Annotated in this window: 27 protein-coding genes; 24 read left to right on the plus strand and 3 right to left on the minus strand. The window is 38.5% G+C overall.

The window, feature by feature from the left end:
• Positions 1 to 208 precede the first annotated feature (208 nt).
• The 24 genes from JYB65_RS02295 to JYB65_RS02405 all read left to right on the plus strand — a co-directional run bounded on the left by JYB65_RS02295 (position 209) and on the right by JYB65_RS02405 (position 22,551).
• Positions 209 to 1,129 carry a metal ABC transporter solute-binding protein, Zn/Mn family gene (locus JYB65_RS02295; RefSeq protein ID WP_245156558.1) on the plus strand — a complete coding sequence of 307 codons (921 nt, stop codon included), beginning with the start codon at positions 209 to 211 and terminating at the stop codon, positions 1,127 to 1,129.
• Positions 1,126 to 1,914, plus strand: a complete 789-nt coding sequence (locus tag JYB65_RS02300) for an ATP-binding cassette domain-containing protein (RefSeq protein WP_206581004.1) — start codon at positions 1,126 to 1,128, stop codon at positions 1,912 to 1,914. Before JYB65_RS02295 ends, JYB65_RS02300 begins: the two co-directional genes overlap by 4 nt.
• Complete coding sequence (locus JYB65_RS02305; protein WP_206581005.1) at positions 1,895 to 2,737, plus strand: metal ABC transporter permease; 843 nt, start codon at positions 1,895 to 1,897, stop codon at positions 2,735 to 2,737. The genes JYB65_RS02300 and JYB65_RS02305 overlap by 20 nt, the downstream gene beginning before the upstream one ends.
• A gap of 23 nt (positions 2,738 to 2,760) precedes the next feature.
• Positions 2,761 to 3,216: a Fur family transcriptional regulator gene (locus JYB65_RS02310; RefSeq protein WP_206581006.1), complete on the plus strand. Its 456-nt coding sequence runs from the start codon at positions 2,761 to 2,763 to the stop codon at positions 3,214 to 3,216.
• 157 nt (positions 3,217 to 3,373) lie between these two features.
• Positions 3,374 to 3,889 (plus strand): hypothetical protein, encoded by a 516-nt coding sequence (locus tag JYB65_RS02315; RefSeq protein WP_206581007.1) that lies wholly within the window; start codon positions 3,374 to 3,376, stop codon positions 3,887 to 3,889.
• Between the two features lie 374 nt (positions 3,890 to 4,263).
• Positions 4,264 to 4,758, plus strand: coding sequence for a hypothetical protein (locus tag JYB65_RS02320; RefSeq protein ID WP_206581008.1), 495 nt, complete (start codon positions 4,264 to 4,266; stop codon positions 4,756 to 4,758).
• 33 nt (positions 4,759 to 4,791) lie between these two features.
• Entirely contained in the window at positions 4,792 to 5,391 is a 600-nt protein-coding gene (locus tag JYB65_RS02325) for a hypothetical protein (protein WP_206581009.1), read from the plus strand.
• 49 nt (positions 5,392 to 5,440) lie between these two features.
• On the plus strand, positions 5,441 to 6,490 hold the full coding sequence (locus JYB65_RS02330; protein ID WP_206581010.1) for a hypothetical protein: 1,050 nt from the start codon (positions 5,441 to 5,443) through the stop codon (positions 6,488 to 6,490).
• Positions 6,491 to 6,604: 114 nt separating this feature from the next.
• Entirely contained in the window at positions 6,605 to 6,775 is a 171-nt protein-coding gene (locus JYB65_RS02335; RefSeq protein WP_206581011.1) for a hypothetical protein, read from the plus strand.
• Between the two features lie 241 nt (positions 6,776 to 7,016).
• A complete protein-coding gene (locus JYB65_RS02340) occupies positions 7,017 to 8,669 on the plus strand; it encodes a family 10 glycosylhydrolase (protein WP_206581012.1) in 1,653 nt (550 codons plus the stop codon).
• Between the two features lie 105 nt (positions 8,670 to 8,774).
• Positions 8,775 to 9,773, plus strand: coding sequence for a DUF2971 domain-containing protein (locus JYB65_RS02345; protein WP_206581013.1), 999 nt, complete (start codon positions 8,775 to 8,777; stop codon positions 9,771 to 9,773).
• A 61-nt stretch (positions 9,774 to 9,834) separates the two neighbouring features.
• The gene (locus tag JYB65_RS02350; RefSeq protein ID WP_206581014.1) at positions 9,835 to 10,281 is read left to right on the plus strand and encodes a DUF3888 domain-containing protein; all 447 of its coding nucleotides are present in this window, start codon (positions 9,835 to 9,837) and stop codon (positions 10,279 to 10,281) included.
• A gap of 291 nt (positions 10,282 to 10,572) precedes the next feature.
• A complete protein-coding gene (locus tag JYB65_RS02355) occupies positions 10,573 to 11,253 on the plus strand; it encodes a hypothetical protein (protein WP_206581015.1) in 681 nt (226 codons plus the stop codon).
• A 43-nt stretch (positions 11,254 to 11,296) separates the two neighbouring features.
• Positions 11,297 to 11,806 (plus strand): hypothetical protein, encoded by a 510-nt coding sequence (locus JYB65_RS02360; RefSeq protein ID WP_206581016.1) that lies wholly within the window; start codon positions 11,297 to 11,299, stop codon positions 11,804 to 11,806.
• 338 nt (positions 11,807 to 12,144) lie between these two features.
• Entirely contained in the window at positions 12,145 to 13,260 is a 1,116-nt protein-coding gene (locus JYB65_RS02365; protein WP_206581017.1) for an ATPase, read from the plus strand.
• 90 nt (positions 13,261 to 13,350) lie between these two features.
• Positions 13,351 to 14,556: a carboxylate--amine ligase gene (locus tag JYB65_RS02370; protein WP_206581018.1), complete on the plus strand. Its 1,206-nt coding sequence runs from the start codon at positions 13,351 to 13,353 to the stop codon at positions 14,554 to 14,556.
• A gap of 30 nt (positions 14,557 to 14,586) precedes the next feature.
• Positions 14,587 to 15,300 carry an aspartate/glutamate racemase family protein gene (locus tag JYB65_RS02375; RefSeq protein ID WP_206581019.1) on the plus strand — a complete coding sequence of 238 codons (714 nt, stop codon included), beginning with the start codon at positions 14,587 to 14,589 and terminating at the stop codon, positions 15,298 to 15,300.
• 38 nt (positions 15,301 to 15,338) lie between these two features.
• Positions 15,339 to 16,862, plus strand: a complete 1,524-nt coding sequence (locus tag JYB65_RS02380) for a Mur ligase family protein (RefSeq protein WP_206581020.1) — start codon at positions 15,339 to 15,341, stop codon at positions 16,860 to 16,862.
• A 246-nt stretch (positions 16,863 to 17,108) separates the two neighbouring features.
• Complete coding sequence (locus JYB65_RS02385; RefSeq protein WP_206581021.1) at positions 17,109 to 17,756, plus strand: hypothetical protein; 648 nt, start codon at positions 17,109 to 17,111, stop codon at positions 17,754 to 17,756.
• Between the two features lie 89 nt (positions 17,757 to 17,845).
• Positions 17,846 to 19,288: a glycosyl hydrolase family 18 protein gene (locus tag JYB65_RS02390; protein ID WP_206581022.1), complete on the plus strand. Its 1,443-nt coding sequence runs from the start codon at positions 17,846 to 17,848 to the stop codon at positions 19,286 to 19,288.
• A gap of 103 nt (positions 19,289 to 19,391) precedes the next feature.
• Positions 19,392 to 21,071 carry a S8 family peptidase gene (locus tag JYB65_RS02395; RefSeq protein ID WP_342366608.1) on the plus strand — a complete coding sequence of 560 codons (1,680 nt, stop codon included), beginning with the start codon at positions 19,392 to 19,394 and terminating at the stop codon, positions 21,069 to 21,071.
• Position 21,072: 1 nt separating this feature from the next.
• Positions 21,073 to 21,198 carry a Fic family protein gene (locus JYB65_RS15060; RefSeq protein WP_280634474.1) on the plus strand — a complete coding sequence of 42 codons (126 nt, stop codon included), beginning with the start codon at positions 21,073 to 21,075 and terminating at the stop codon, positions 21,196 to 21,198.
• On the plus strand, positions 21,191 to 21,991 hold the full coding sequence (locus JYB65_RS02400; RefSeq protein ID WP_206581024.1) for a YlmH family RNA-binding protein: 801 nt from the start codon (positions 21,191 to 21,193) through the stop codon (positions 21,989 to 21,991). The genes JYB65_RS15060 and JYB65_RS02400 overlap by 8 nt, the downstream gene beginning before the upstream one ends.
• 53 nt (positions 21,992 to 22,044) lie before the next feature.
• Positions 22,045 to 22,551, plus strand: a complete 507-nt coding sequence (locus tag JYB65_RS02405) for a GNAT family N-acetyltransferase (protein WP_206581025.1) — start codon at positions 22,045 to 22,047, stop codon at positions 22,549 to 22,551.
• Positions 22,552 to 22,639: 88 nt separating this feature from the next.
• Here the strand turns inward: JYB65_RS02405 and JYB65_RS02410 are convergent, their stop codons facing one another.
• The 3 genes from JYB65_RS02410 to pepF form a co-directional block, all read right to left on the minus strand.
• Positions 22,640 to 23,554, minus strand: coding sequence for an RluA family pseudouridine synthase (locus JYB65_RS02410; protein ID WP_206581026.1), 915 nt, complete (start codon positions 23,552 to 23,554; stop codon positions 22,640 to 22,642).
• Positions 23,555 to 23,648: 94 nt separating this feature from the next.
• Entirely contained in the window at positions 23,649 to 24,488 is an 840-nt protein-coding gene (locus JYB65_RS02415) for an NAD(+)/NADH kinase (protein ID WP_245156559.1), read from the minus strand.
• Positions 24,463 to 26,265 (minus strand): oligoendopeptidase F, encoded by a 1,803-nt coding sequence (pepF, locus tag JYB65_RS02420; protein WP_206581027.1) that lies wholly within the window; start codon positions 26,263 to 26,265, stop codon positions 24,463 to 24,465. Before pepF ends, JYB65_RS02415 begins: the two co-directional genes overlap by 26 nt.
• Positions 26,266 to 26,650 lie beyond the last annotated feature (385 nt).

Below are 26,650 nucleotides of genomic sequence, written 5' to 3' on the forward strand. Positions count from 1 at the left end.
ATAGAAAGATATCGGGCGGATTTGTGTTTAAAGGATGAACGCAAATCCGCTTTATTAATTTTTATAAATTTGTAGTATGAAAAGATTCAAGATGGTTTGATTTGGATATAAAAATAGTAAAACCACTCTATAACTATTTGAAAAATAAGGAAGATTGCAGTATAATATTAGTGCAAATGCGAATTACTTGCATAATTAAAGATGTTTTATGATAGAAGATACTAGAAAGGGAATCGGGATGAATCGAAGAAAAAAGTTAGGAATGCTGACTTGCTCCATACTTATTGTAAGTTTGTTTTTATTGACAGGTTGTTCAAATAATGCAGCGGAGAATGAAGCGAAAGAGAAAAATGGTACAGATAAAATGATTGTTGCCGTAACTATCGTTCCGGAACAAACTTTTGTCGAGGCGGTTTGTGGAAACTTAGTGGATGTGGTTACGATGGTTCCTCCCGGGAGCAGTCCGGAAAACTATGAACCTACACCGCAGCAGATAGAAAAGTTTTCAAAGGCGGATGTTTATTTTGCGATGGGAGTTCCTACCGAAACGGCCAATATATTGCCCAATGCCGGAGAGGTAAAGGTGGTAGCCCTTCAGGACAAAGTAGCTCAAATTTATCCGGACAGAAGGTTTGAATCAGGGGAACGAGATCCGCATATCTGGCTTTCCCCCAAAAGAGCTGGAGTCATGGTAGACGCAATAGCCGAAGAAATGGGAAAGCTTGATGAAAAAAATAAGGAAACTTATAGGCAGAATGCAGACAAGTATATAGAACAGCTGGACCAATTGGATCAAGAAATCGCAGTATCGCTGGAAGGGGTAAAGAACAGGAAGTTCATCGTCTATCATCCTGCTTTCGGCTATCTTGCTGAGGATTATGGATTACAGATGTACGCGTTGGAAGAAGAAGGAAAGGAATCGACGATACAACATTTAAAAGACATGATTGATCTTGCCAAGAAAGAACAGATAAAAGTTATTTTTTATCAAGAGGAGATTGACAGCAGTCAATCCGAATCCTTTGCTGAAGAGATAGGAGGCAAAACGATGATGTTAAAGCCATTGGCAGCAGACTATATTGAAAATTTGAAAGAAATGGCAAAGACGATGGCGGAGGTAATGCGGTGAGGCAAACAGCTGTTAAGATAGAAAATCTATCGGTATATTACGGACAAACGCCCGCCATTATAGATGCGTCATTTGACGTGGAAGAAGGAGAATTTTTAGGAATCATAGGTCCGAACGGAGGCGGTAAAACCACACTCTTAAAAGCGATTTTAGGGCTTACTCCTATCAGCAGCGGTACTATTGAGATTTATGGCAAAAAAATCAGTAAGAACAGAAAATTAATAGGTTACGTTCCTCAGATCGCTGCAATGGATAAACGTTTTCCGATTTCAGTGCTTGAAGTTGTACTGACCGGGAGACTGAATCAAGGACTTTCTCCATTTTTCAAATTTCAATCCAAGGATAAAGAAAGTGCTTACGAAGCGTTGAAAAAAGTAGGCATTGAACATCTGGCCAATAGGCAAATCTCGGAACTTTCGGGTGGAGAATTTCAACGGATGCTCATTGCAAGAGCGTTAACTGTTAATCCGAAGATGTTGATCCTTGATGAACCTACAGCAAGCGTGGACGCCGCTTCGAAGGAACAAATCTATAACCTGCTTGGAGAATTAAATAAAGAAATGACCATTATACTTGTCACGCATGATTTGATGACGGTGACTTCGCAGGTGAACAAGCTGGTTTGTCTAAATGAGAAGCTGGTTTATGATGGAAAACCGGAGCTGACAGAAAAGATTGTAACAAGCCTTTATGGCTGCTCGGTTGATCTGCTTGTTCCCGATGCCTCTCATAAAGCGTTGGATTTTCACAAGGAGGTTAAACAATTTGATTGCTGCAATAATTGAATATCAATTTTTACAAAATGCCATATTGGCAGGGATTCTTGCAAGTATCGTTTGCGGGATCATCGGTGTAATTATAGTAGAAAAAAAGCTTGTGATGATGAGCGGCGGTATTGCACACACTTCCTATGGAGGAGTTGGTCTTGGCTATCTTTTGGGATTTGAACCGATTTTAGGGGCCTTTCTCTTTTCCGTTTGTGCTGCTTTAGGCATTGGATTTATAAAGAGGAGGGGCGGAGCACGCTCCGATGTGGTGATCGGGATGTTCTGGTCCCTTGGAATGGCGTTAGGAATTCTGTTCATTTCTTTGATGAAGGGTTACCCGCCTGATTTAACTTCTTATTTGTTTGGAAACATTTTATCCGTGACCAGATCCGATCTATATTTAATATTGGGGATGACAATCGTGGTCGTTTCTGTAATAATCGCCCTATTTAATGATTGGAAGGCTTATCTGTTCGATGAAGAATTTGCTTCCATTATCGGTATCCGAACGGCGTTTCTTGAATACCTGCTGTTGATACTTGTTGCGATGACCGTAGTAGTGCTTATTCGTGTCGTGGGGATTATCCTCGTGTTATCCTTATTGACCGCTCCGGCAGCAGCTGCGGAGAATTTTTCCGCGAAGTTAAAGGGCCGAATGATTTATGCGATTATTTTCGGCACTATTTTTTGCTTGGCAGGTTTATGGATTTCCTATGTTACCAATATTGCATCGGGGGCTTCTATCGTCATTTTATCCGTTTTGTGCTATCTTGTATGTTATGGAGCACGCTTTGTAAACAGAAAGATGAAGAGAGACCGCTTGATAAAAATACCAGAATAGTGAAGATGATGGAGAATGGGCAGATGGAGAATAATTGTGAATATGAGAATTTATTAAAGGAAAGCGGCTTAAAAAAGACAAAGCACCGAACCACTATTTTAGAATTCTTAAGGGAGGCAAAGCAGCCTGTGACTGCGGAGCAGCTATACGATGCGCTAAAAGAAAAAAACGTTTCGATTAATTTGTCTACGGTTTACAGAACACTGGAAACTTTACAGGATAAGCAACTGATCTTGAAGCATACCGTTACAAATGAAAATAAAGCTGTCTTTGAATACAACAATCGAGAGCATAAGCATTATCTGGTTTGCATAGGGTGCAAAAAGATATTGTCCGTTGAGAATTGCCCGTTGGGAGACTATGAAAAATACCTGGAAGAGAAGACCGATTTTATCATCACAGGGCATAAGCTGGATATGTACGGTTATTGCTCCGAATGCCAGCGAAAGGGCTTGATCTTAAACAGGGGATCAAAATAGCTATTATTTTGTTGAAATGTGTATTACGATAGCGTAAGATGAAGGAAAGGCTATAGGAATATTGCTAAAGGGTATATTTTTAACACTTTTGTTCACTTCTTCATATAATTATACCATACCTATCTTAGGTAATATTATATAAAAAGGTGATGAAAAAATGTATAAAAATGGACAATGTAACTGCGACTGCGAATGCAATCGAGTAGATAATATACAACAGGGCATTTGTGACCTCAAAGAAGGTATTAAAGGGATCGAGAATGGTCTTGATACCATCTGTTGTTGCAGGATTCGTGAAGGCATAAAAGGTATCGAAACAGGAACTTGTAAAGCCAAAGAAGGCATAGACAGTGTGATTGACGGATTAAGAGATTTTGAATTTGAATGTGATTACAGAAGCAATAAGAGTATGAAACAAGGCGTCTGTGATATCAAAGATGGTGTCGAGGCTGTACAGCAAGGCTTGTGTCAGCTCCAAAATTGCTGCCTGTGTGAAGGGCTAGAAACCGTTCGTGAAGGACTGCAAGACCTTGAAGAAGGTCTATGTAACCTTGTTAAGGGTGTAAATGATATTAACGATGAAAGAGAAAAAAGAAAAAAGAATAAAAGTAATCAAGGATGTTATGAAAACAGATATGATGAAATTTGCGGCTGCATTCGAAACGATTACTAAATTTAAATGAACATTCACTGCATAGTGGATACTATTCTTTCGTTCGGATTTCTACTTATAGAGGGAGTAATTTAATTATCTCTCACATAAGAAGACAAATATCAAAAAAGTGAAATAAATTATTTACCAGCCGCTCCAAGAACTTAATCTAAGGCGGCTGTTTTAACGTGTGATTGAACGGATAAAGAACCATTCCTGAGGCAAAGGCGGCTGCTTTAATGAATGATTAACTGGCGAAGTGTTTGGCGCTGCTTAAATAAACGTTGATATTCTATAGGAAGCCTAATAAAATATAAGGACAGGGGATGGGACTAGCAATTTCCATTGTAATTTATTAGATGCGCTATAAAGATTAGACTCAAGGGGGGATAAAAATGAAAAAAAAGATTTGTTTTTATATTGGATGGGATGTCTTAATAATACTTCTTTTATATGCATATTACTCTGTAGATTTATGGATAAGGCAATATAGGATGCGAACCTTCGATATTCCTTCTGTAATAATAGTAAAACCTATATTCCTAATGATAATTGGTGCATTTTTAGCTTTGTTAGTATGGATAAGCAGTCGATATCAATTCACCAGAAAACTAGCCGTTTTAGAATTCATCTTGATTGGGGTTCCTGCTTTTTATTTAGCTACGATAATAGAAATGTCTTACTTGATATATTTCTTAATAGGCGTAAATATACCGCTTTATATACCTAGTTTTTGGTTAGTTGCCGCGCCGGCACTTTCCATGATTGAGAGTATAATCTTTGGATATGAGCTATTTATGTTTATAAACAGGATGGTGAAATTAAGATATAAAAGCAGTATTCCTGATGAGAAGCAATTGATGGACAGTGAGATTTTAATAAAAAATTAATTTACTTTAATAAAGAAAAAAGAGGTAATATCAATGAACGGTTTTACATTGGCTAATGTAAGCTCAATGAATTTAAACTTTCTTGTCTATGTCAGCAATTTATACATAAACCATAAAGAATCTCAACATTATCGGTTTCCTTGGTTGCCGATCGAAAATAACGTATTATTGAGTGACAAAGAATTTAATTGGAAAGCAAAGAATTTATGGAACCATATATTTGATGAAATCTCTGAATTTGAAAATTCAAACGAAGAGCTTATCAAGATAGACATTGATATAAATTATTGGGAGAACAATAAATTCCCCTTTAATATATTATTCAATATGAATCTTGCCGGCACAAAGTTTTGTGAAGATATAAAAAAATCGTTTGAATCATGGTATTGGGGAATTGGAACTCTGATGAATGATATTTTTTCAGACGATTTGGTGAAAGAGTATTACGATAGGTTACAAGATATGGCTGAATTAAATAAATCCAAACTAAGAGATAGAAGCTTTTACTTACAAATCGTTTATGATAAGCCTCCGGCAGGCTGGAAGCTCAAAAATGAAAACATGATTACATTAGCTCCTAATATGCGCTTACCGGCTATAGATGAACTATTTGATATTTGTAAAGAAGACTGATTCGCAAAACGGATATGGTAATTTGAAAAATTAGAAGGAACAAAGTAAAATGGGAAAGAAACTGTCTGCCATTGTTCTGGCCGTTGTGATTTTGCTTGGAATAAGCAGTTGCAGTATGCAAGAACAGGGAATGAATAGCACGGATAGCACGGAAATTAATCTGAAACAAATACGTCAAGGAATTGGACAATTTTCGAAACTAAAAAACGGTACATTAGAAGTTGATGCCATGATGAGATCTGAAAATCATGCAGTGGAATCACTGAATAATGAAATGACAAAGAATACCTCTCTCATCACCTTTATCTTGAATCGGAAGGGGTATGATTTTTTGGAGGAAAGAAATGCGTTAAATGAGCAAACCGGAAAATCCGAATACTCTGCGACGAAGCAAGTACAAGGCAGGCTTTCTTTGGCAATACCGGTTGAACAATCTATAGCAGAAAGAACAAAACCCTATGAATGGGAAGATATCAGCGGGACGAATCGAAATCATTATGAACCGAATGGTGCTTTAAGCATGATGGCGGTGCCATCCAAGATAGTAGATAATGAAAAATATATTGCCTCAATCACCAAGGAGAAGGAAGGTTCCCTTACCAAATACACGTTGACAACCAGTGAAACTTTTGCAAAATATGCGAAAGAAATTCATAGGGAAGAAGAAAATTATACGGTTCGTGAACATCGTGAAATCTATTGGATCAATGGAGATGGCCTTTTAATAAAGCGCCAAATCTATGAAAAATTTGATTGGACAATGGACGGTATCGAGGATACCTATAGTTCAAATACAACCGTAGAATTGACCGGTTATAATTATAAAAAACTTACGAAAATTGGTGATGAATTATCGCCGATGATTGTATTTGAAGGAAATCTTTATACTCAATCATCGGCGGTGTTGGATATTAACGTTGATGCATTAATTGAGATTGGAACGATTGAAAGCGTAGTCGGCTCCATACAGAAGCCGGAGAAAAATAATCAGGCAAATCGATTGATCAAAAATGCTAAGGTATATAAGAGCGGTAAAAACAGCCTTATTGTAAAATATAGTGATTATACGTTGTATGAGAAAAGACTCCTTGAGATATAATAAATCGAAAACGCTTTTATATCAAACAACTAAATTGGTCAATATATTTTTATTATATTTTTAATTACATACTCGTAAAGTATTTGGTTAGGATAATCCTAAGGAGGTGATATTGTGAAAGATATGCATTTAGGAGAAATGAACGCGGAGGACTTAGTCGAGATGACATCCAAAAAGTTGGATGAAGTCGGCGATGAAATTGAAGACAAAAGGCATGAGCTTGAAGACATGGGGAAAAAAAAGTTAGCCGATTTAGGTAAAAAACTAGAAAAGATGGGAGAATAATTGCCTAATTTAAAAGCTGTTACTATTAGCAAAAGCAACTATTTAAGATAGGATAGATTATATAAACCAGAGAATAACTATTTAATAAAGCCTTGGGATAAGTCCCAAGGTTTTATTACTTTTATAAATCATTTTTCCTTTATCCATATACTGGGGTTTCATAATAATGTTATAATATAGCAATAAATAGGAAGTATTTTAATAGAACTTTATAACAAAAAATGTAGCGGGGGAAGGAAAGTTGAACAAGAAAGAGAGTTTTAAGATTTGTAGTAAGGTAATAGTTGGGATGGTTGCTTTTTTAGTGGTCGCAGCAATGTGTATTGCCCCTTGGGGACAGGAGCCTGTATTTGCAGCGTCAGACTTGGGAGTCACGATTGACGGTGAAGCTGTTGTATTTCAAAGCGGGTACGGGGAGCCGTTCATCGATTCAAACAGCAGGACATTGGTTCCGTTTCGCGTGGTAATGGAAGCTTTTGGCGCTAGCGTTTCTTGGGATAATGACAATCGTACGGCCAGTGTTGTAAAAGACGAAACGACGGTGCAGGTACCCATCGGACAGGAATATATTCTTGTAAATGGTGAATCTGTGTTAAATGATACAGTTGCCGTTATTAAGGATGAACGAACTTATCTGCCGATCAGGGCCGTTCTGCAGGCCTTTGGCGCAGGGGTTTCATGGGATGATGCAAACCGAACTGTTGTTGTCCGAACAGACGGGACGGTTAATGAAGGTGTCCCTGAATCCGATCAAGGGGAGATCATATCTCGTAGCGGTGAATTGGATGCTATGTGGATTTCCTACCTTGAATATATGGAAATGCCGAAAGATGAAGCCGGGTTTAAGGCTGCTATAGATACAATGTTTGACAGATGTGTAGATTTGGGTATGAATGCTGTTATCGTTCATGTTCGTTCACACTGCGATGCCATGTATCCTTCGCAGTATTATCCATGGTCGAACTTTGTCAGCGGAACCCAGGGCGTTGATCCGGGTTACGATCCGCTTAAATATATGATTTCGGCAGCTCATAACAGGGGACTTGAATTTCATGCGTGGCTGAATCCATATAGGGTGACGGGATATGGCTGCTATTGGAAGCAGGTGGCAGCAAGTAATCCAGCAAAAGTTTGGCTTTCTGATAATGATCCTTCCAATGACCGATGGGTCCTTTTACATAAGGGAGAATACTATCTAAATCCGTCAGTTCCGCAGGTGAGACAGATGGTAGCAGACGGAGTGAAAGAAATCGTTTCTAATTATGATGTGGACGGTATTCATTTTGACGATTATTTTTATCCGTCTGTCAATGACAAGGATTCCTCATTATATTTTGACAAACCGGAATACGATGCTTCAGGAAGTACGCTAAGCATTGCAGACTGGCGGCGCAATAATGTAAATAAGATGGTTCAAGATGTCTATACAGTAGTGAAAGCAATCAACCCTGACGTTGAATTTGGAATCAGTCCTGCTGGAAATGTAGATAATTTGCGTAGAAATGATGCCAACTTTGTGGATATCGATACATGGCTATCCCATTCAGGATATGTAGATTACATCATGCCGCAGCTTTACTGGGGCTTTGAGAGACGGGATGCTTCCGGAAATATTGCGGCGTATGCCTATGAGAATAATCTAAATACGTGGATAAACTTGGCAGCGAAGGGAAATGCAAAATTGTATATCGGCTTGAATATGGCTAATGCAGGATGCAATGTCTCTGACAACAATTCGGTATCAGAATGGCTGTGTTACGATGATATCATTGCGAGACAAGTATTGACAGCTCGAGCGACAGGAGAAGTGGACGGCTTTGCATTTTTCAGATACGCGATATTTAATAAAAGTGAAGCACAGAAAGAAGTTGCTAATTTAAAGCAAAAATTATAAATAGAGTTGATGAAATAAGAATATATAAGTATATCGAATGTAATATGATAGGATAAAGAACCTTTAAGTTCTGGTGTTTGATATAGCAGGAAAGGAGATGCTGATATGCTATCCAAACAAGCTGCAAAAATTAAATCTTTTAATCCGGATAAAGACCAACGGAATAAAGGCCGAAGCATTACGACTTATCATTACACATCTCCGTCGGGGTTACATGATATTTTGAAAGAGCATCATATTCGTTTCACAGATTGTCAATTTTTAAATGACAAATCGGAGTATGTACATATATGGAAACCGTTAAGAAAAGCTCTTGAAGATATTGGGGACGATCTTTTTGATGATGAAATACCAGCCATGATTGACAATATGTTTAATGACAACTATGAGACAGAGAAATTGGTAGTAGAACGCAGTTCGGATATAAGTACACAATTACAATTTCGTTTTCTTAAACACAGGTACTACATATTTTGTACGACTGAGCTGCAAGATTCATTAAATATGTGGAACTACTATGTGAAAGGCGGAAATTACCAGGGATATAATTTTGGCCTTACGGTGAATTCGATTTTAAAAAGTTTTTCGTTCCTTAAAAATGAGAATGTTGAATTGCTGTACGGTAAAGTCATGTATAAAGAAAGTGAGCAAATCCAATACCTCGAAAATGGTATTCAATCAATCGACTTGGATTTAAATCAAAAGTTAAAAAAGATTAAATCTCAAGGTGCCAGAGATACGTTGTATAAGGATGAGCTATATGCTTCCGCGAAGGAAAAAATTTTATCCTTTTTAGAAATTGCACGCTTATTTTTCAAAGATGAAGCGTTTGCCGGAGAAAGTGAATATCGATTTGTTATTAAATTGCCTTTAGATTATACCGAGAAAGACAATTCATTACTCAACGCAGGGTATAATGTGAAAGAAGGGATCATCGTCCCACACTGTACTTTAAAATTGGATAAATCAGCCATTCACTCGATTACGCTTTCCCCTATGCTGGAGACCAGATTAGCAGAAAATGGCCTTAAACGGTTTCTTGCAGATAACGGTTATCCAGATAATATATCAATCAATCAATCTAAAATTCCAATAAGATATTGAAGCGTGCCTTGTTGGCTGTATAGTAATTCCTTTAGAAATATGTTGGAATCTGGGGGATATTATGAAAAGAAGATTAATCATCATTTTTATGATTCTATTATTTTGCTTGTATGGCTTTCATAGTTCAGAAAATATATCTGCATCAGAATCAACCGGTATGCAAGATAATTATAATATGGCACTAGTAAACACTTATTTAAAGAGTATTCAAGAGGCTTCTAATAGCTTTTACGATGAGTATCTTACGATAAATCCAAGAGTAGATTATTATAGTGTAACGGTTAAAAAAATAAGTTCAGATCAACCGACCAATCCAACGATTTTAATTACGTTTATATGCGAGCCGTTCGTTGGTCCGCATGATACGATCGGTACAGATGAAATAACATTTTCAGCTGATTACGTAGGCAATGTTAAATTGAAGGAATTTAATCATATAAAAAGCTATTCTTTACCGGACAACTTAAAAAGTCTTATAAAAAAGCCATTGCCCGATGACTATGAATAGCCAGCCCAAATGTGGTTGTACTCTGACTACTAATCAATATGGACTATATAATAACATTTATAATTCAATACTTAAATAAAAAGGTTTACCTTCAACTTTGATGAGAGGAGGTAAACCTTTTTTACTGCAATAAATTTACACAAAATGGCAAAAACAATACATCAAATTACAAAAAAATACATTTAATACAATATAATTACTTATTATACAGAGGTATACAAAACATAATTGTTTTAAGCTATACTTTGTATAAATAGAAATTATACAAATTTAAAAGGGGGATTAAGAAGGGTGAAATTATCTTTAAATAATAAAGAAAAAAACGTTTTATTTATAATAGTGGGAGTCGTTTTCGTTGCCATTATTATATCCTATGGAATGAACCGTAGCGCCAGTGATTTCACACAGCAACCGGGATATGAACAGAAATTGAAGAATGCCATTGAAAAAAAAGATCAAGAATTAAGCAGCGAAACAGTAAACAATAATGATTACTTTATAGTAACCAAAGAAATGAAAGAAAATCCAAGATATCAGAACCCAGATGGCTCAGTGAATTACGAAGCTATATGTGTGGACCTTGGAATTTCGATATCGACTCCAGAAGGTGCTTTAAAAGAAATCTATCTAAGTACTGTCGATAATCATATTGAACCGCATGTTTTAGAACATGCAGAAATAGCAATTTATTCAGACGAAAATGATAACCCTTGGACGTTGAAAAAAGGTGATAAGGTTAAATTTCATACCTATGTGGATACAGAATATTACAATCATGTAGGACAGATTTATTTTGGTGCATTGAAGGATGGAGAAACTTTTATGACTGATAATCTAGGAGAAGGGACTTCTGTAGATTCAGAAAAAGAATTTGAATATGTTGTGCCCGAATCAGGTCAATATCATTTTTATTTGTTTAGAGGATCTACAGAACCAATTGTAATAAAATGGATTAAAATCTCAAAAAACTGATCAATTATTTTAATCTGAAAAAGTTAAGAAAGGATGAAGAAAAATGATAAAGAGTAGATTACATATGAGAGCTTTTATAGTTTCCACAATCATGATTTTGATTATGAGCATGAGTATGTCTGTGACAGCTTTTGCTGAAGAAAGTGGTACGGAGACTAATTTGTTAAGTAGCGGTGTTATTGTTTATGATGCTGAAGGGAATGTGGTTTATCAGCCAAACTTTACTATCGGCGAAGGTGTAGTAGTCCCAGCCGGAGGAACAATGGCGTGTACAAAGGATTGTTGGTATGACGGTGGGAAAATGACATTTTATGCTTCTATATCAGATGGCACAGATGTTGAGTACCTTGGTGTATCGATATGGAGTCCTAAATTTTATGCTACTGATCTTGGCTCTTTTAGTCAAGTAAACGGACAATCTTGGTATGGAAAATTAGGTGTATATATGGATAATGTATATTTAATTGATCCAGGTAAATATTATAAATATGCACTTACAAACACTTTTGGTCATTCTATTAGAGTAGATTCATTTACGGCAATAGATGATTAAAAAGAAAGGTGATACATGAATTTTAATGATTAAAGTAACGGATCAGTTGTATAGAGATATTACAAAGCATAAGAAAATGACAGGGACGGATTGCTAAATCCGTCCCTTAGTGTATTCAGAAAACTATGCATTAACAAAGTAATTTCTTACAATGCAGTATAAGTGTACAAATAACTTAAATCAGCGGTTGAAATTGTCTGGTATTTCGGACTTGCTGACTGAGTTTTATGCACCTAAAATTTTGAGCCTTGCTCTCACAACTTAATTACGAACATTTTTAAACTGCTCCTCATATTATGATTCAGTAAATTAAAAAGAATCTGAAGGGAGCGGTTTTTTTGGCAATAGCTAGACACATTTACCCCGGAAATAATACAACAATGGGATTTTACTCGTATTACAGGTACATATTGGGACAGAGAGAAGCGAACCGAATTATATGTATAAAGGGTGGTCCCGGCGTAGGAAAATCAACTTTTATGAAGAAAATCGGTGAGGAATATTTGGAACGCGGCGAAGATGTCGACTTTATGCATTGTTCCTCAGACAATAATTCACTGGATGGTATTGTACTCAAAAGCAGAAGTGTTGCTTTCATTGATGCAACCAGTCCACATGTGGTAGATCCGATTAATCCCGGTGCTGTCGATCATATCCTTCATTTGGGTGACTATTGGAACGAAACAGGCATTAAAAAGAATAAAAATGCAGTGATTGATACAACAGAGAAAATCGGAAGCTTATTTAAGTATGCATACAATTATATTGCGGCAGCCGGAAAGCTGTATGACAATGTAGCAAGCATGTATGAATCCGCCTTGGAAAATGCAGAGGTTTATAAGTTAACCGCTGCCATCGTCGGCGATGAACTCTCTCATAAAGAGCTTTGTTTAAATCCGGGTATGGTGAAAAAGTTCTTTGCCAGTGCCATTACACCGGAAGGGATCGTCAATTCGATTCAAAGCTTGCTCCAAGGATATAAAAAGGTCTATCTGATCAGCTGTCCGGTAGGCATGAGTGCGGAAAGCTTACTCAATATCTTTGCAGAAAGTGCAGTATATAGAGGCTTAGATGTTGAAGAATATTATTGTCCGATGAAACCGGAAACAAAAATTGAACATTTGCTCGTTCCGGAATTGAGTGTAGCCTTTATCAGCGTGAATAAATATCATGATTTGGAACCTTGGCAGATTGCTTCCGATGAAGATGAAAGCAAGAATCCTGAAATCGTGAATATTGATATGGCTGAAATGCTGGAACAGAGAAAAATTCAAGAATTAAAAAATTTAATTGAAAATAATCTTGCAAGTATGGATACACTACTGAATGATGGAATTGATTGTATAAAGCTTGCGAAGAAAGAACATGATTATTTGGAGAGCTTTTACATTCCAAATATGGATTTCAAAAAAATAGAAGAAGTACGGAATGAAATCATTGCTAAAATTGGGTAAAAAGTATTATAATTAAGGGTAATATTATTTTACGGGTTACCTTGCTTTCGGCGAAAAACAATAAGGCAAATCATTTGAGGAGAACGAAGGATGAACAAGAATTTCATTCCTCTGTTATTTGCAGGGGATATTAATGTATATAGTGTTGCAAGAGCGTTTCATGAAGAATATGGTATCAAGCCGTATGTGTATGGTAAGTATGAAACGGGGCCTTGTCATAAAAGTAAAATCATGTTTTATCATGCAAATCCAAAGGCTGATCAACAGGAGACTTTCCTGAGTTTGGTCCTTGGATTTGCAAATCAACATGAGGATGAGCAGATTCTTTTAATAGGGTGCGGAGATAGTTATGTAGAACTCATCAGTTCTAATAAGGAAGCCTTTCCTGAAAATGTAATCGCACCTTATATTCCGATTGAAATGATGTCCAATCTGATTCATAAGGAAAAGTTTTATGCGATGTGCGATGAAAACGAGGTGGACTATCCGGACACGTTTATTTATCACAAAGAAATGGGACAGGACTTTGAACTTCCGTTTAAAGCCCCTTTTATCGTGAAGCCATCCAGCGGAATAGAATATTGGAGACACCCTTTCCCAACACAGAAAAAGGTGTATAAGGCAGACTCAATGGATGAACTGAACTCTATTTTAGAGGATATTTACAGTGCCGGATATGATGATACGATTATCATTCAGGATTTTATTCCAGGGGATGATACGTATATGAGGGTATTGACGAGCTACTCGGACAAGCACGGAAAAGTGCAAATGATGTGCCTTGGTCATGTTTTGCTTGAAGAGCATACACCGCACGGAATCGGCAATCATGCGGTTATCATTACAGAATACAATGAGACCGTAGAGGCACAGTTTAAAAAGCTTTTAGAAAATATGAATTATATCGGATTTTCCAACTTTGACATCAAGTATGATATCCGAGACAGTAAATTTAAAGTATTTGAGATTAACACCCGGCAGGGCAGAAGCAATTATTATGTGACCGGTGCCGGAGCAAATGTTGCAAAACTCCTTGTGGAGGATTATATCGAGGACAAGCCTATGGAGGAACAGCTCATTAAGAATAAGCATTTGTGGCTTGTTGTACCGAAAAAAGTGGCCTTTGACTATATCAAGCCGGAAGAATATAAGAAGGAAATGCGCGAATTGTTTGCCGCGGGCAAATGGGTAAACCCATTGTTCTATAAGCCGGATAACAACTTTGGAAGAAAGCTTAAACTAATAAAATCCCAGCTGGGTCATCATGTGAAATACAAGAAATATTTGGGGAAATAGGCCGATTTGGCATGGAGGAGAAACAATACCATGAGGGAAATAGGGCAAAAGGTATTAGGTGTAATAGGAGGAATGGGGCCGCTGGCATCACAATTGTTTTATAAGATGGTTATTGATAAAACGGATGCACATTGTGACCAAGAACACCTGAACTTGATTATTTTGAACCATGCAACCATGCCGGACCGAACGGCAGCAATCAAAAGCGGCGATTTGGAAGAACTCTATCATAAGCTGCTTCATGATGCAAAATTTCTGGAAGTCGGAGGAGCAGACTATATCGCAATTCCGTGTAATACGTCTCATGTGTTGATTGACAGACTTCAGAAAAATCTAAAGATACCTATGATAAATATGATTAAAGAAGCTGCGATGTCCGTTTATTGCAGATACGGAGAAGATTTCAAGCTTGGAATTCTGGCAACAGACGGAACAATCGAAACAAAACTTTATCAAAAGGAATGCAAAGCATTAGGTATTTCAACTGTAGTTCCTTCCAGGGAAAATCAGGCGAAGGTGATGAAACTGATTTATGACGGCATTAAAGACGGCAATCCGATTGACATGAAAGAGTTTCATGAAATTGAAAAAGAACTGAGAGACGAAGGGTGTAAATGTGTGCTGATGGCATGCACAGAGCTATCTTGTTTCAAACAAATGAATAATCTTTCGGATTATTTCATTGATGCAATGGAAATTCTTGCGGAGCGGTCCATTGTACTATGCGGAAAAAAGTTAAAGTAAGTAAAAATAAGTGAAAAATGGAAGTTGGAGGTGAGAGGATGAATAAAAGAATATGGAGCTTGAATGATTTTATTGAATTATTAGAAAAAAATGGTCTTCTGGTGGAGACAAATGCCCGAGAACAAAGCCTTGCGAAAATCGTGAGGTATATTTCCTACAATTCCATGGACATAAAGTATGACACCTTGTTTATTTGTAAGGGATCTCATTTTTCTGTTGACTATTTAAAAAGTGCGATAAGAGAAGGAGCTCTTGCCTATATGAGCGAAGAAAAATATGATACCAATGATGTGGACAGTAAACAGGAGGTTCCGTACATCATTGTAAATGACATAAGAAAAGCAATGGCATTAGTTGCGAATCGTTATTACAATGAACTGTGGAGAAAATTACAACTGATCGGTATTACCGGTACGAAAGGAAAGTCTACCACAACCTATTTTATGAGGTATATTCTGGATGACTATTTAAAGAGCATAAAGAAGCCAAGAAGTGCGGTCCTCTCAGGAATTGATAACTATGATGGAGTTATTAATCAGGAATCTCATTTGACTACACCGGAAACGTTGGAACTGTACCGGCATTTTCATAATGCGGTTCGGAGTGATATTGAGTATTTATCGATGGAAGTTTCCAGTCAGGCGTTAAAATATCATCGGACGTTAGGCATTCAATATACCGTCGGATGTTTTTTAAATATTGGTGAAGATCATATCAGTGATATTGAACATTCTGATTTTGAGGACTATTTTGAGGCCAAGCTTATGCTGTTTAAACAGTGTGACACGGCCTGCATCAATTTAGACAGCAGTCATATTGATCGGGTAATGGAAGCGGCGAAAGATTGCAAACGCATCATTACGTTTGGATTCAATCCGAATGCAGATGTTTTTGGATATGATATCCGCACCAGCGGAAACAGCATAACCTTTATGGTAAAGACCGACAGCTTTGACAAGGAATTTAAGATCAATATGCCTGGCATTTTCAATGTGACCAATGCCTTAGCGGCCATCTCCATATCGTATGCGTTAAATATCCCTCTGGATAATATTGCTGCCGGACTTAAAAAAGCTCAGGTCAACGGCAGAATGGAAGTGTATACGAATAAATCCAATGATTTATACGTCATCGTTGACTACGCACATAATAAAATGAGTTTTGAATCGCTTTTCTCATCGATGAAAAAAGAATTTCCGGATAAAAAGATCTCTATCGTATTCGGATGCCCGGGTAAGAAGGCTTTTTCAAGAAGAAGAGAGCTGGGCGAGATTGCCGGCAGGTATTCGGATAATGTATTTATTACGGAAGAAGATGCCGGTGAAGAACCGCTTATGAAAATTTGTGAAGAAATCGCTGACCATGTAAAAGAACAGGAATGCGCTTGCTCCATTATCCCCGACAGAAAGGAAGCGATAAGACAAGCCATTGCACAGGCTGACAAGGATACCCTTGTATTAATTACCGGAAAAGGTCGTGAAACCAGACAAAAAAGAGGGACTCAGTATATTGATACGCCATCGGATGTAGAATATGTACAAGAGTTTTTGAAAGACAAATAAGAGGCACTTTGGGGTTTTGGCATGCTGTTTAGACCGGATAGCATAAGTATTTATTTTTCAGAGCTGGCGGCGATGCTGCCAGCTCTTTTGCGCCGTCTCAGCAGTGTATTTTCAATTTAACCCTTGACAGTGTATTAATTATGGTAGTACACTTTAATTGTGTATGGAAATATATAGAAAACGAATAAGCAGGATAGGGGAATGTTGCTCATTCATCATATATTTCTTATGGAAGGGGGAAAGAAGATGCGAATCGGTCGAAATGGTCTCTATTTAAAAAGTCGTACGTTAAGCCTTAACAGCACTAGGAACACGATGAGTTTAGCCAGTGCAAGATTGAGCAGCAAAAGCAGCAGTGGTACAAGTAACAAAAGCAATATTGCATCAAGAACGACTGGAACAACTCAGCTTGGTGTTTACGGCAATATCAAAACGTCCGCAGCGAGCGTCCGCACGAGTGCCAGTAAATTGGCAAGTACGGAGACAACCTCTATTTTTGGGAGTGCGGCGGAAAACAATGATACAAGCGCTGTTGTAAAAGAAGTGAAAACATTGATAAGAGATTACAACAGTATGGTCTCCAATATGAAAACCTCAGGGAGTTCGGTCAACAATTATTTTACAAAGGAATTGAGTGCCTATCTCTCTCAAGATAAAACGACTTTAGAGAAAATAGGAATTAAGATAGAAGATAACGGCAGCTTAACGGTAGATGAAAAAACCTTAGAAAAAGCGAGTCTGGATGATTTAAAAGAAGTGTTCAACGGAACCAATTCGCTTTCTTCAAAATTGGTTACCAAGTGTCCAAGCATTGAATCAAAGGCGGTCTCAGATTATAGTACAAGGTTATATACAAGTGGTTCCGACAGCTATCGGTTTAGCTATCGTACATAAAAGCAATATAAGGGCTGTTTCAAACTCTTGAAACGGTCCTTTTTGGTAGGAGAAGTTCCTATTAGAATGAAACAAAAGGAGCGAGGGAAATGAGAAGTAAAAATTTGAAACGATATTTAATGTTAACGGTGGTGTTGACACTGTTTATGCCTTCCTATGTTTTCGGAGGGGAAAGCTCTACTACGACCTTCAATAGTAAAGACTTTAAAGTGGTAGGCTATTATTCGGGTGATTTGTTCAATGAGTCGGTAGAAAAGCTGCAAACGGATAAATTAACCCATATCATGTATGCCTTCCTGATTCCGAATGAGGATGGAACGGTCAAGCCGCTGAACAAACCCGATCAGCTTACCCAAGTGGTGGCTAAAGCGCATCAAGATGAGGCAAAAGTATACATCGCCTTAGGAGGATGGTCGTATAATGGAGTGCCGCTCGTTTCTGTATTCGAAAAGGTTGCTGCCAATGACACGCTTCGAGCAAAACTGGTACAAAGTGTGGTGGATTTTGTTTTGCAGAACAATTTAGACGGAGTTGAAATTGACTGGGAGCATCCGACATCGGATTCCATTGCAAACTATGAGAAATTGGTTGTACAGCTTTCAGATGCGTTAAACAAACAAGGCAAGTATCTAACCGCCGCTGTAAACGGTGCTTGGTCTACAACAGCAGGCCCTGAGGTATCCAAGCTGATGACGGATAAATGTCTGAATGCTTTTGAATTCATTTCTGTCATGGCATATGATATGAATAATGGAGAGCACAGCCCTTTGTGGTTTGCAAATACCTCTATGGATTATTGGCTGAACCGAGGGGTTGCGGCTGATAAAATCGTAGTAGGAATGCCGCTTTATGCTCGTCCCAGCTGGATGCAATACCGTGATCTAGTGGCTTTAAATCCTGAAAACGCCTATAACGATCATCTAGCTACCAATCCGAATGAGTCGTATTATAATAGTTTGGACACGTTAAGAGAAAAGACAGTTCTTGCAGTTAAAAAGGCAGGGGGAGTCATGCTCTTTGATGTGAATGAAGATGTGGACTGGAGAGATGAGACCATCGGAAAATACAGTGTTGTCTCGATGATTCAAGATACCATTCAGAAGTTGAATGGCTGCAAGAAGGATGAATTGGTTGGAACGATTACGGTTGTTTTAAATCATCAGATGCTGCAATTCTCTGCCGATGATGGATATGGAATGCCGTTTGTGGATGAAAACAACCGAACCTTGCTTCCTATGAGAAAGTTGTTGGAATCGGTCGGCGCTGAAATCGGCTACGATAATCCGACAAGAACCGTAACCGCTACAAAGATGATGGACTCAGATGATCAGGGAACGAATAACGAACCAACCGTCGTGCAAGTAACAATCGGACAAAACGCCATTTCAGTTAACGGTAAACAAGTGGAGATAGACACACAAGCTATTATTAAGGAGGACCGAACGTATCTGCCTGCAAGAGCCATTCTAGAGGCCTTTGGCTATGATTTAAAATGGAGTCAAGTAAGCAGAACAGTTTATGTTATAGAATAACGGAAACGATACCACCGAACAAATCTGGCATTTTAAGCCAATCAAATTCATATATTGAAATGATGTAATGATTTTAATAGTTGGATTTAAGGGAGGAAAGTCTGTGGTTAGAAAGTCTGTGGTTAATAAAGTGCTAAGTGAGGATTATTTAGACCTAGTGATTGATAACTCAGGTATCAATTTTGAGAAAGATAGAGAGAATATCACTCCCATAAACAATATGCATTCCATGGTGCATGTACCTATTGAAGGTTTGGATAGATGTATTTACCAGTATAATATCTATCAATTTCTATATTCTCTTCAATCTAGGATCAGCTTAGAGGAATCCGGTGTATTTAGAGTAAGAAACACACTGGAATATGGATTTCAAGGGCAAGGAATACTAATAGCGGTAATTGATACGGGGATCGAATATCAACATCAGGCTTTTATTAATCCGGATAATACTTCTCGTATCGTTTCGATTTGGGACCAGACGATAAATGAGGGAGGAGAAATTCCGGTTGGTTTTACTTATGGGACCGAATATACACAGGAAATGATCAATGAGGCATTAAGCAGCGATAATCCTTTAGCTATCGTGCCGTCTACAGATGAAAATGGTCACGGAACCATGATTGCAGGAATTGCAGCGGGAAATGATAATCCGTTTGAAGAATTCAGTGGTGTCGCACCAAAGGCTGAATTAATCATTGTTAAGTTAAAGCAGGCTAAAAGGGTTAACAAGAACGTTTTTTTAGTACCGGAAGATCGTATCTGTTATCAAGACACTGATATTATGCTGGGAATAAAATATGCCGAAACGGTAGCACAAAATTTAAGACGGCCTTTGGCCATTTGTATTGCATTAGGTACGAACCAGACGGGGCATGACGGGCATGGTGCGCTTGCAGCCTATTTACGCAGTATTACACAACAGTCCAGAATGTGTGCCGTAATAGCTGTTGGAAATGAAGGCAGGAAGAGAAGACATTATTTTGGCAGTATGGAAGATACGCAAGCATCTGCGGAATTTGAGATGGTAGTCAGTAGGAACGACAGAGGATTTAGTATGGAGTTATGGACGTCTTCTCCTAGTCAAGTATCTATTGATATCACGTCGCCTACAGGGGAACATATGCCGGATGTTTTTCCAGGTATTGCAGAATGTATCATACATTCGTTTTCTAATCCGGATTCTGTTATTTATATTAACAACATTATCTCTGAAAGCGAATCCGGCGATCAACTGATTTTAATACGATTCATGAATCCCGCAGAAGGAACCTGGACGTTTAAAGTAAATAAATTAGAGCAAATCTATGCACAATTTAATGTATGGCTGCCGGATGGGGATTTTATTTCAGATGAGACCTATTTTGTGAATGCATCACGGGATGTAACGCTAACAAGTCCTGGAGATGCAGAAGAACCGATTACGATGACAGCGTATGATCCGGAAACCGGGGAAATTGGGGATTTTGTGAGCTTTGGGTATACAAGAAGCAATTTTGTAAAGCCTGATTTAGCAGCACCGGGTGTAAATATTACGTGCCCGACTTTAAATAACAGTTATGGATCTGCATCCGGAACCGGTGCAGCGGCGGCTCATACAGCAGGGATCGTAGCACTGGTATTGGAGTGGGGTGTATTTCAAGGAAATCAAAGTCTTATTAGAGGCGTGGATATTAAAAGTCTTTTGATCCGATCCGCAGAACGAAGAATGGATATCAGTTATCCCAATAATATATGGGGCTATGGGAAAGTAGATGTATATTCCTTGTTCCAGTTGCTGAGGTAAAATGGATGAAATGCAGGCACTAGAGGCTGGATGTATTGAAATGGCAGCATCGGATAAGCCAAAGAGCAGTAAGCAGAGGTACAAGAAGATAAAGCAATCATATAAGTTCAGGAGAAATGATGAGTAAAGAAGACGATATCTTATTGAGAAATATAGAAGATAAAATAGACAAATGTATGGACGATTATAGGAGTACGAACTCCATTTTTTTAGACTTACGGCAAAGGAGTTTAGCTGAAAACAGTTGTAAGAGACGAAGTGGGCTGCAATTTATTTTTTACGGCGGGTATGAAGAGGCAGAGCGTACGATTGCGTTGTTTTTGCCTGACTACATCAGCTTATCGAATACAGACTTTAAAACGATTCACGCCTATTTTCAGGAAAATGAAGAGGATAATCCTTTGGCATTGCTTCGAATCATCAACGAATCTTCGAAAGGTAAGGAACTGTCCCATAGAGACTATTTGGGGGCTCTTACCGGTCTTGGGGTAAAGCGCGAAATGATCGGTGATATTTTAGTCCGTAAGGATGGTGCAGATATCATCATCCTAAAAGAAATGGCAGACTTCTTAATGATTCATTATGAAAAAGCCGGAAGAGCGTACTTAAATGCAGAGGTAAAAACGATCGCTGAATTGATCGTACCAGAAGGACAGTTTGAAGAAATCAAAGATACAGTGGCATCTCTTAGAATCGATAATGTTGTTGCGAGTGCATTTAGAACATCCAGAGGCAAGGCAGCAGAGGCTATCACAGGCGGGTTTGTCTTTCTAAATGGGATTCAGACAGACAAAACAGATAAGCAGGTAAAAGAGGGGGACAAACTTGTGCTTCGCGGAAAAGGAAAAGTGATCTTGCAGGAAATCGGCGGCAGTACGCGAAAGGACAGAGTATTTATTATCCTTAAAAAGTATTTATAAGTAGCTTTTAATGAATTATATGGATGCCTAGATTGACAGAAAAGGGAGAAAAGATGGATACAGATAAACATGTAATAAAAAAAGCTACTATTGAAGATGCTGTGATAATGAGTAAAATACATGCAGATAGTTGGAGAGCAGCCTATAAAGGAATTTTACCTCAAAAACAATTGGATGAATTGTCAGATGAACATTGGGTAACCTTTTTTCAAGAATGGTTAGAACGGGGTTGTATAGAATCTTATATTGTGTTTATCGAAGACGTGGCAGTTGGATGCGTAACTTGCGGAAGCATAGCACCTGAATGCGCAGACAGAAATGAAATAATCTCCTTGTATATATTACCGGATTATTTTGGCAAGGGCATTGGAAAAGTTCTCATGCACAAAGCGCTAGAACTAATTCAGAAAAATGGCTTTGAGGATGCTTTTTTATGGACATTAAAAGAAAACAAACGCGCAAGATTATTTTATGAAAAGAACGGATTTATATTGGATGATACTGGACATTGTGAGCGTATATTCGATCAAGATGCAGTAAAATATGTGAAGTACATATAAATAAATAGAGACCATAAAAGTAAAGAAGGTATCCTGAAGAATAGGAACCTTCTTTTTTAGTATCTTTTATCATTCATCAGATGGGCTATTATTTAACTTTTTCAATAGCATCTAAGATATCCTGAGGAAGGGGCGCTTCCACCTCCATAAATTCGCCTGTTACCGGATGATAAAAGGATAAATATCTGGCATGAAGAGCCTGGCGTTCAATTAACCATGGATTTTCGCCGCCATATAGATGATCTCCTACCACCGGGTAGCCGATGTGAGACAGATGAACGCGGATTTGATGCGTTCGGCCGGTTTCCAGCAGCAGTTCTACAAGCGTGTATCCTTTGTCATATCGCTTCAGAACCGTATAATGTGTGACAGACGGATGGCCGTCTTCCATGACTCCTCGTTCTACGCGTTCCGCATCCGGTCGGCCAAGCGGCAAGTCGATGGTTCCCGTATCCTGAGAAAGCGTTCCTTTGACTAAAGCGACATATTTCTTTGCCACCTTATTTTCTTTCATTTGTTTTGTGAATTCATCCTGACTGTGAGAATTTTTAGCGACCACAAGCAGTCCCGAAGTATCCATATCCAATCGATTAATGAAACGAATCTTAAAACTTTGATTCGTATCAAGCATGTACTTCATAATTCCATTCGCCATTGTATGTACCGGATGCCCCTTAGTTGGGTGCACTACATAGCCCGGCTGTTTATTGATTATCAGTAAGTCCTTGTCCTCAAAAACCGGCGTAATGTCGATTGGTTCGGGCAAAAAATCACTTTTTTCTTCCGGAAAAACAATGGAAATCACATCTCCCGGATTAGCAGGCAGGTAAAGTTTTGCGGAATTCCCATTTACGTAAATAAAGTCTCCGCGTTTTAATTTGGACATCAAACGGCTGGAAAACGTGAATTTGCTTCGAATCAGCGCTTTAACCGGTTGGCCTTTATCTTCTTCTGTTACGATATATTCAAATTTACTTGAATGGTATTGATCTTTTTTATTCATAGTACCTCTTATAACGAGGCGGGAGATATGCCCACCTCCTGTGAAATTAAGCTGTGCCCGCCATCTAAAGAGATGGGCGATATATTTATACTCGTTATAGAAATTTACTCTTTACTTTGTTCCAAAAGTCATAGGTTTCGAAACGCAAAAGATTCACGATTTTATCCGGGAATTGGATGCTGATGTTGCTGAGGTCTTGGTACGTGTATTCCAAATGATCTGTTGTGATTTTGATGCCGTGCTTCTTCATATATTCCGGTATAATACCAAGGGATAGATCGGAAGGCAGCAGAATACTCGATGTAAAGGAGCGATAAGCGGTCGTATTCATAGGAGCAATCGGTGTAACTTGAATCAGCGTTAATCGTGGATCAACAATACAGCCTCCCAAGGAATAGTTATAGGCGGTACTTCCGGCAGGGGTTGCCACCAAAATTCCGTCTCCGCTGAATCGTTCGATAAAGCTTCCGCCAATGGAAATATTGAGATGAACAGGGTGGGAATCTTCCCCTCGGATTACAATTTCATTTAATCCGATATGTTCAAAGGATTCTCCATGCTCATTTTTAATCACCGCTTTAACGGCAGAAAGAGTTTGCAGCCGATATTTCCCGGTCTTATAGTTAAAGATAAAATCATCCAACTGATTCGGACTGATTTCCTGAAAGAATCCTAAATGTCCGGTATTGATTCCGATAAAAGGAATATCGGGGAATCCAAGTTTATGGATTCCCTCCAGCAAAGCCCCATCGCCGCCGATGCAGACAATGAGCTCTGTTTCTTTTTCCAGTACATCGGAAGGGATAAAACCGCTTCCCTCCAATTTTCTAGTTAACACTTTCTTTGTCTTTAACGATACATTTGTATCATTTGTATGAATTGTAATCACTCTATTTTTCATTTTTTGATTATCGCACCAAACTTTCAAATTCATTTACCAGAGCTTCAAAGGTCTTCATAGCCATTTCAATCGGTTCTGCTTTGCTCATGTCGACACCTGCAATCTTTAGAAGCTCAATCGGATAGTTGGATTCACCGGTTCTTAAGAAACTGATATAACGGTCTCTAGCCTGCGGTCCCTCTTTCAATATTTTATCGGCAATGGCGGTAGCTGCAGAATAACCGGTCGCATATTTATACACATAAAATGCATTGTAGAAATGCGGAATTCTTGCCCATTCGTATTTAATGTCTTCATCGTCTGCAATGGCATCTCCGAAGTACTTCTTGTTGAGTTTACCGTATTCTTCACACAGCCACTCAGCCGTCAATACATCTCCACGTTCTACCGCTTCATGTGTCATCAGCTCAAATTCAGCAAACATCGTCTGACGGAACAGAGTCGTTCTGAACTCTTCGATGTATAAGTTCAAAATATACTTTCTCATGTTGATGTCGGTTTCTTTATGAAGCAGATGCTGCATCAGCAAGGATTCATTCACGGTGGAAGCAACTTCCGCTGTAAAGATGGAATGGCCCCCGTAAACGAATGGCTGAGTCTCCCTGGTGTAATTAGAGTGCATGGAGTGTCCCATTTCATGAACAATTGTAAATACATCCTTCAACTTTTCGGAGTAGTTCAATAGGATGAAAGGCATGCTGTCATAGCTTCCGAAGCTATATGCTCCGCTGGTTTTGCCTTCATTTTCATAAACGTCGATCCAACCGTCTGCGATTCCTTTATTCATTCTGCCGCAATAGTCTTCTCCTAGTGGAGCGAGACCTTCTCGCATGATATCCAATGCCTCTTCATACGAAACCTTTTTATTCGGAACTTCGATCAGAGGAACATACACGTCATACATGTGCAGTTCATCTACGCCTAGAAGTTCCTTTCGAAGCTGCATATATTTATGAAGAATCGGAAGATTTTTATTCACTACGTCAATCAGATTATGATACACCTCTTTTGGGATATTATCGCTGGACAGAGCTGCACCGAGAGCAGAATCATATTTTCGGATTCGGGCACCGATTACATCGGTTTTGGTATTGTAGTTATACGTGGTGGAAATCGTATTGATAAGCGCCTTGTAGGCCCCATACATGTGCTCAAAAGCTTCTTTTCGAACCCGTCTGTCATAGGACTCCATAAACGAGATATACCGGCCATGGGTGACTTCTACTTCGTCGCCGTCTTCATCAATCATGGTACCGAACTTCATATCCGCATTATTGAGAAGGGTATAAATATCATTGGTTGCAGACGTTACTTCGCTCATCTGAGCGAGCAGATTTTCCTCTGCCTTGGATAATACATGTTCTTTTTCTCTCAGCATATCCAGAATCACATACTCATAAATCTTTAAGCCGTTCTCTGCCTGAATGAAACGGAGTAAGGCTTCTTTCGGAACATCCAGCAGTTCCGGTGTAAAGAACGACATGCAAGCAGAAATTTTAGCGAGCATGGTATGGCACTTGTCGGCCATCGCCTGATATTTGGTTACTCTGTTATCTTCATCCCGACGCATACGTGCATAGACATAAACCTTTTCGGCAATTTGCCAAATTCGATCCTTCTCTTGAAACGCTTCCAGCAGTGTAGCCGCGCTTTCACCAAGCCGGCCGGAATATTTACCGTAAACCTGCGCTTCTTCCATAGCACGGGTATAGTCTTTATCCCAATCTGCCTCGTTTGGATACATCGTCTCAATATTCCACTTATAGTATTGATCGATCTGATCTCTGGTTTTGGTTTTTTTATCTCCCATTTGAACCTCCTTTTAATTTTCATGAATATTATCTATTCCAATATACATATGGTTTGTTATAACTCCGTCATATCGTTTGCGATATGACGGAGTTTCATAAAAAGCTACCGCTGAAACGTGAGCGAATGCGAGCAAAGAGAGTCTCGCAGAGGCTTTTTTTATAACGTAGGAAATATCGTTGTGAGATTTCCGGAGTTTCATAAAAAGCTACGACTGAAATGTGAGCGAATGCGAACTAAATTGCCTCGCAGAGGCTTTTTTTTATTTACATATCAAGTATAATCGTTTAATATAATGTGTATTACAAATGCAAAGCCTTTGACGTACGATGAAGATTGCTTGGGGCAAAAAGGCAACGCCGGATTTGATCTGCAGCGTTTATTAT

The organism is Clostridium aminobutyricum (genome assembly GCF_017255415.1).
GTDB classification, from domain to species: domain Bacteria; phylum Bacillota; class Clostridia; order Peptostreptococcales; family Anaerovoracaceae; genus Aminipila; species Aminipila aminobutyrica.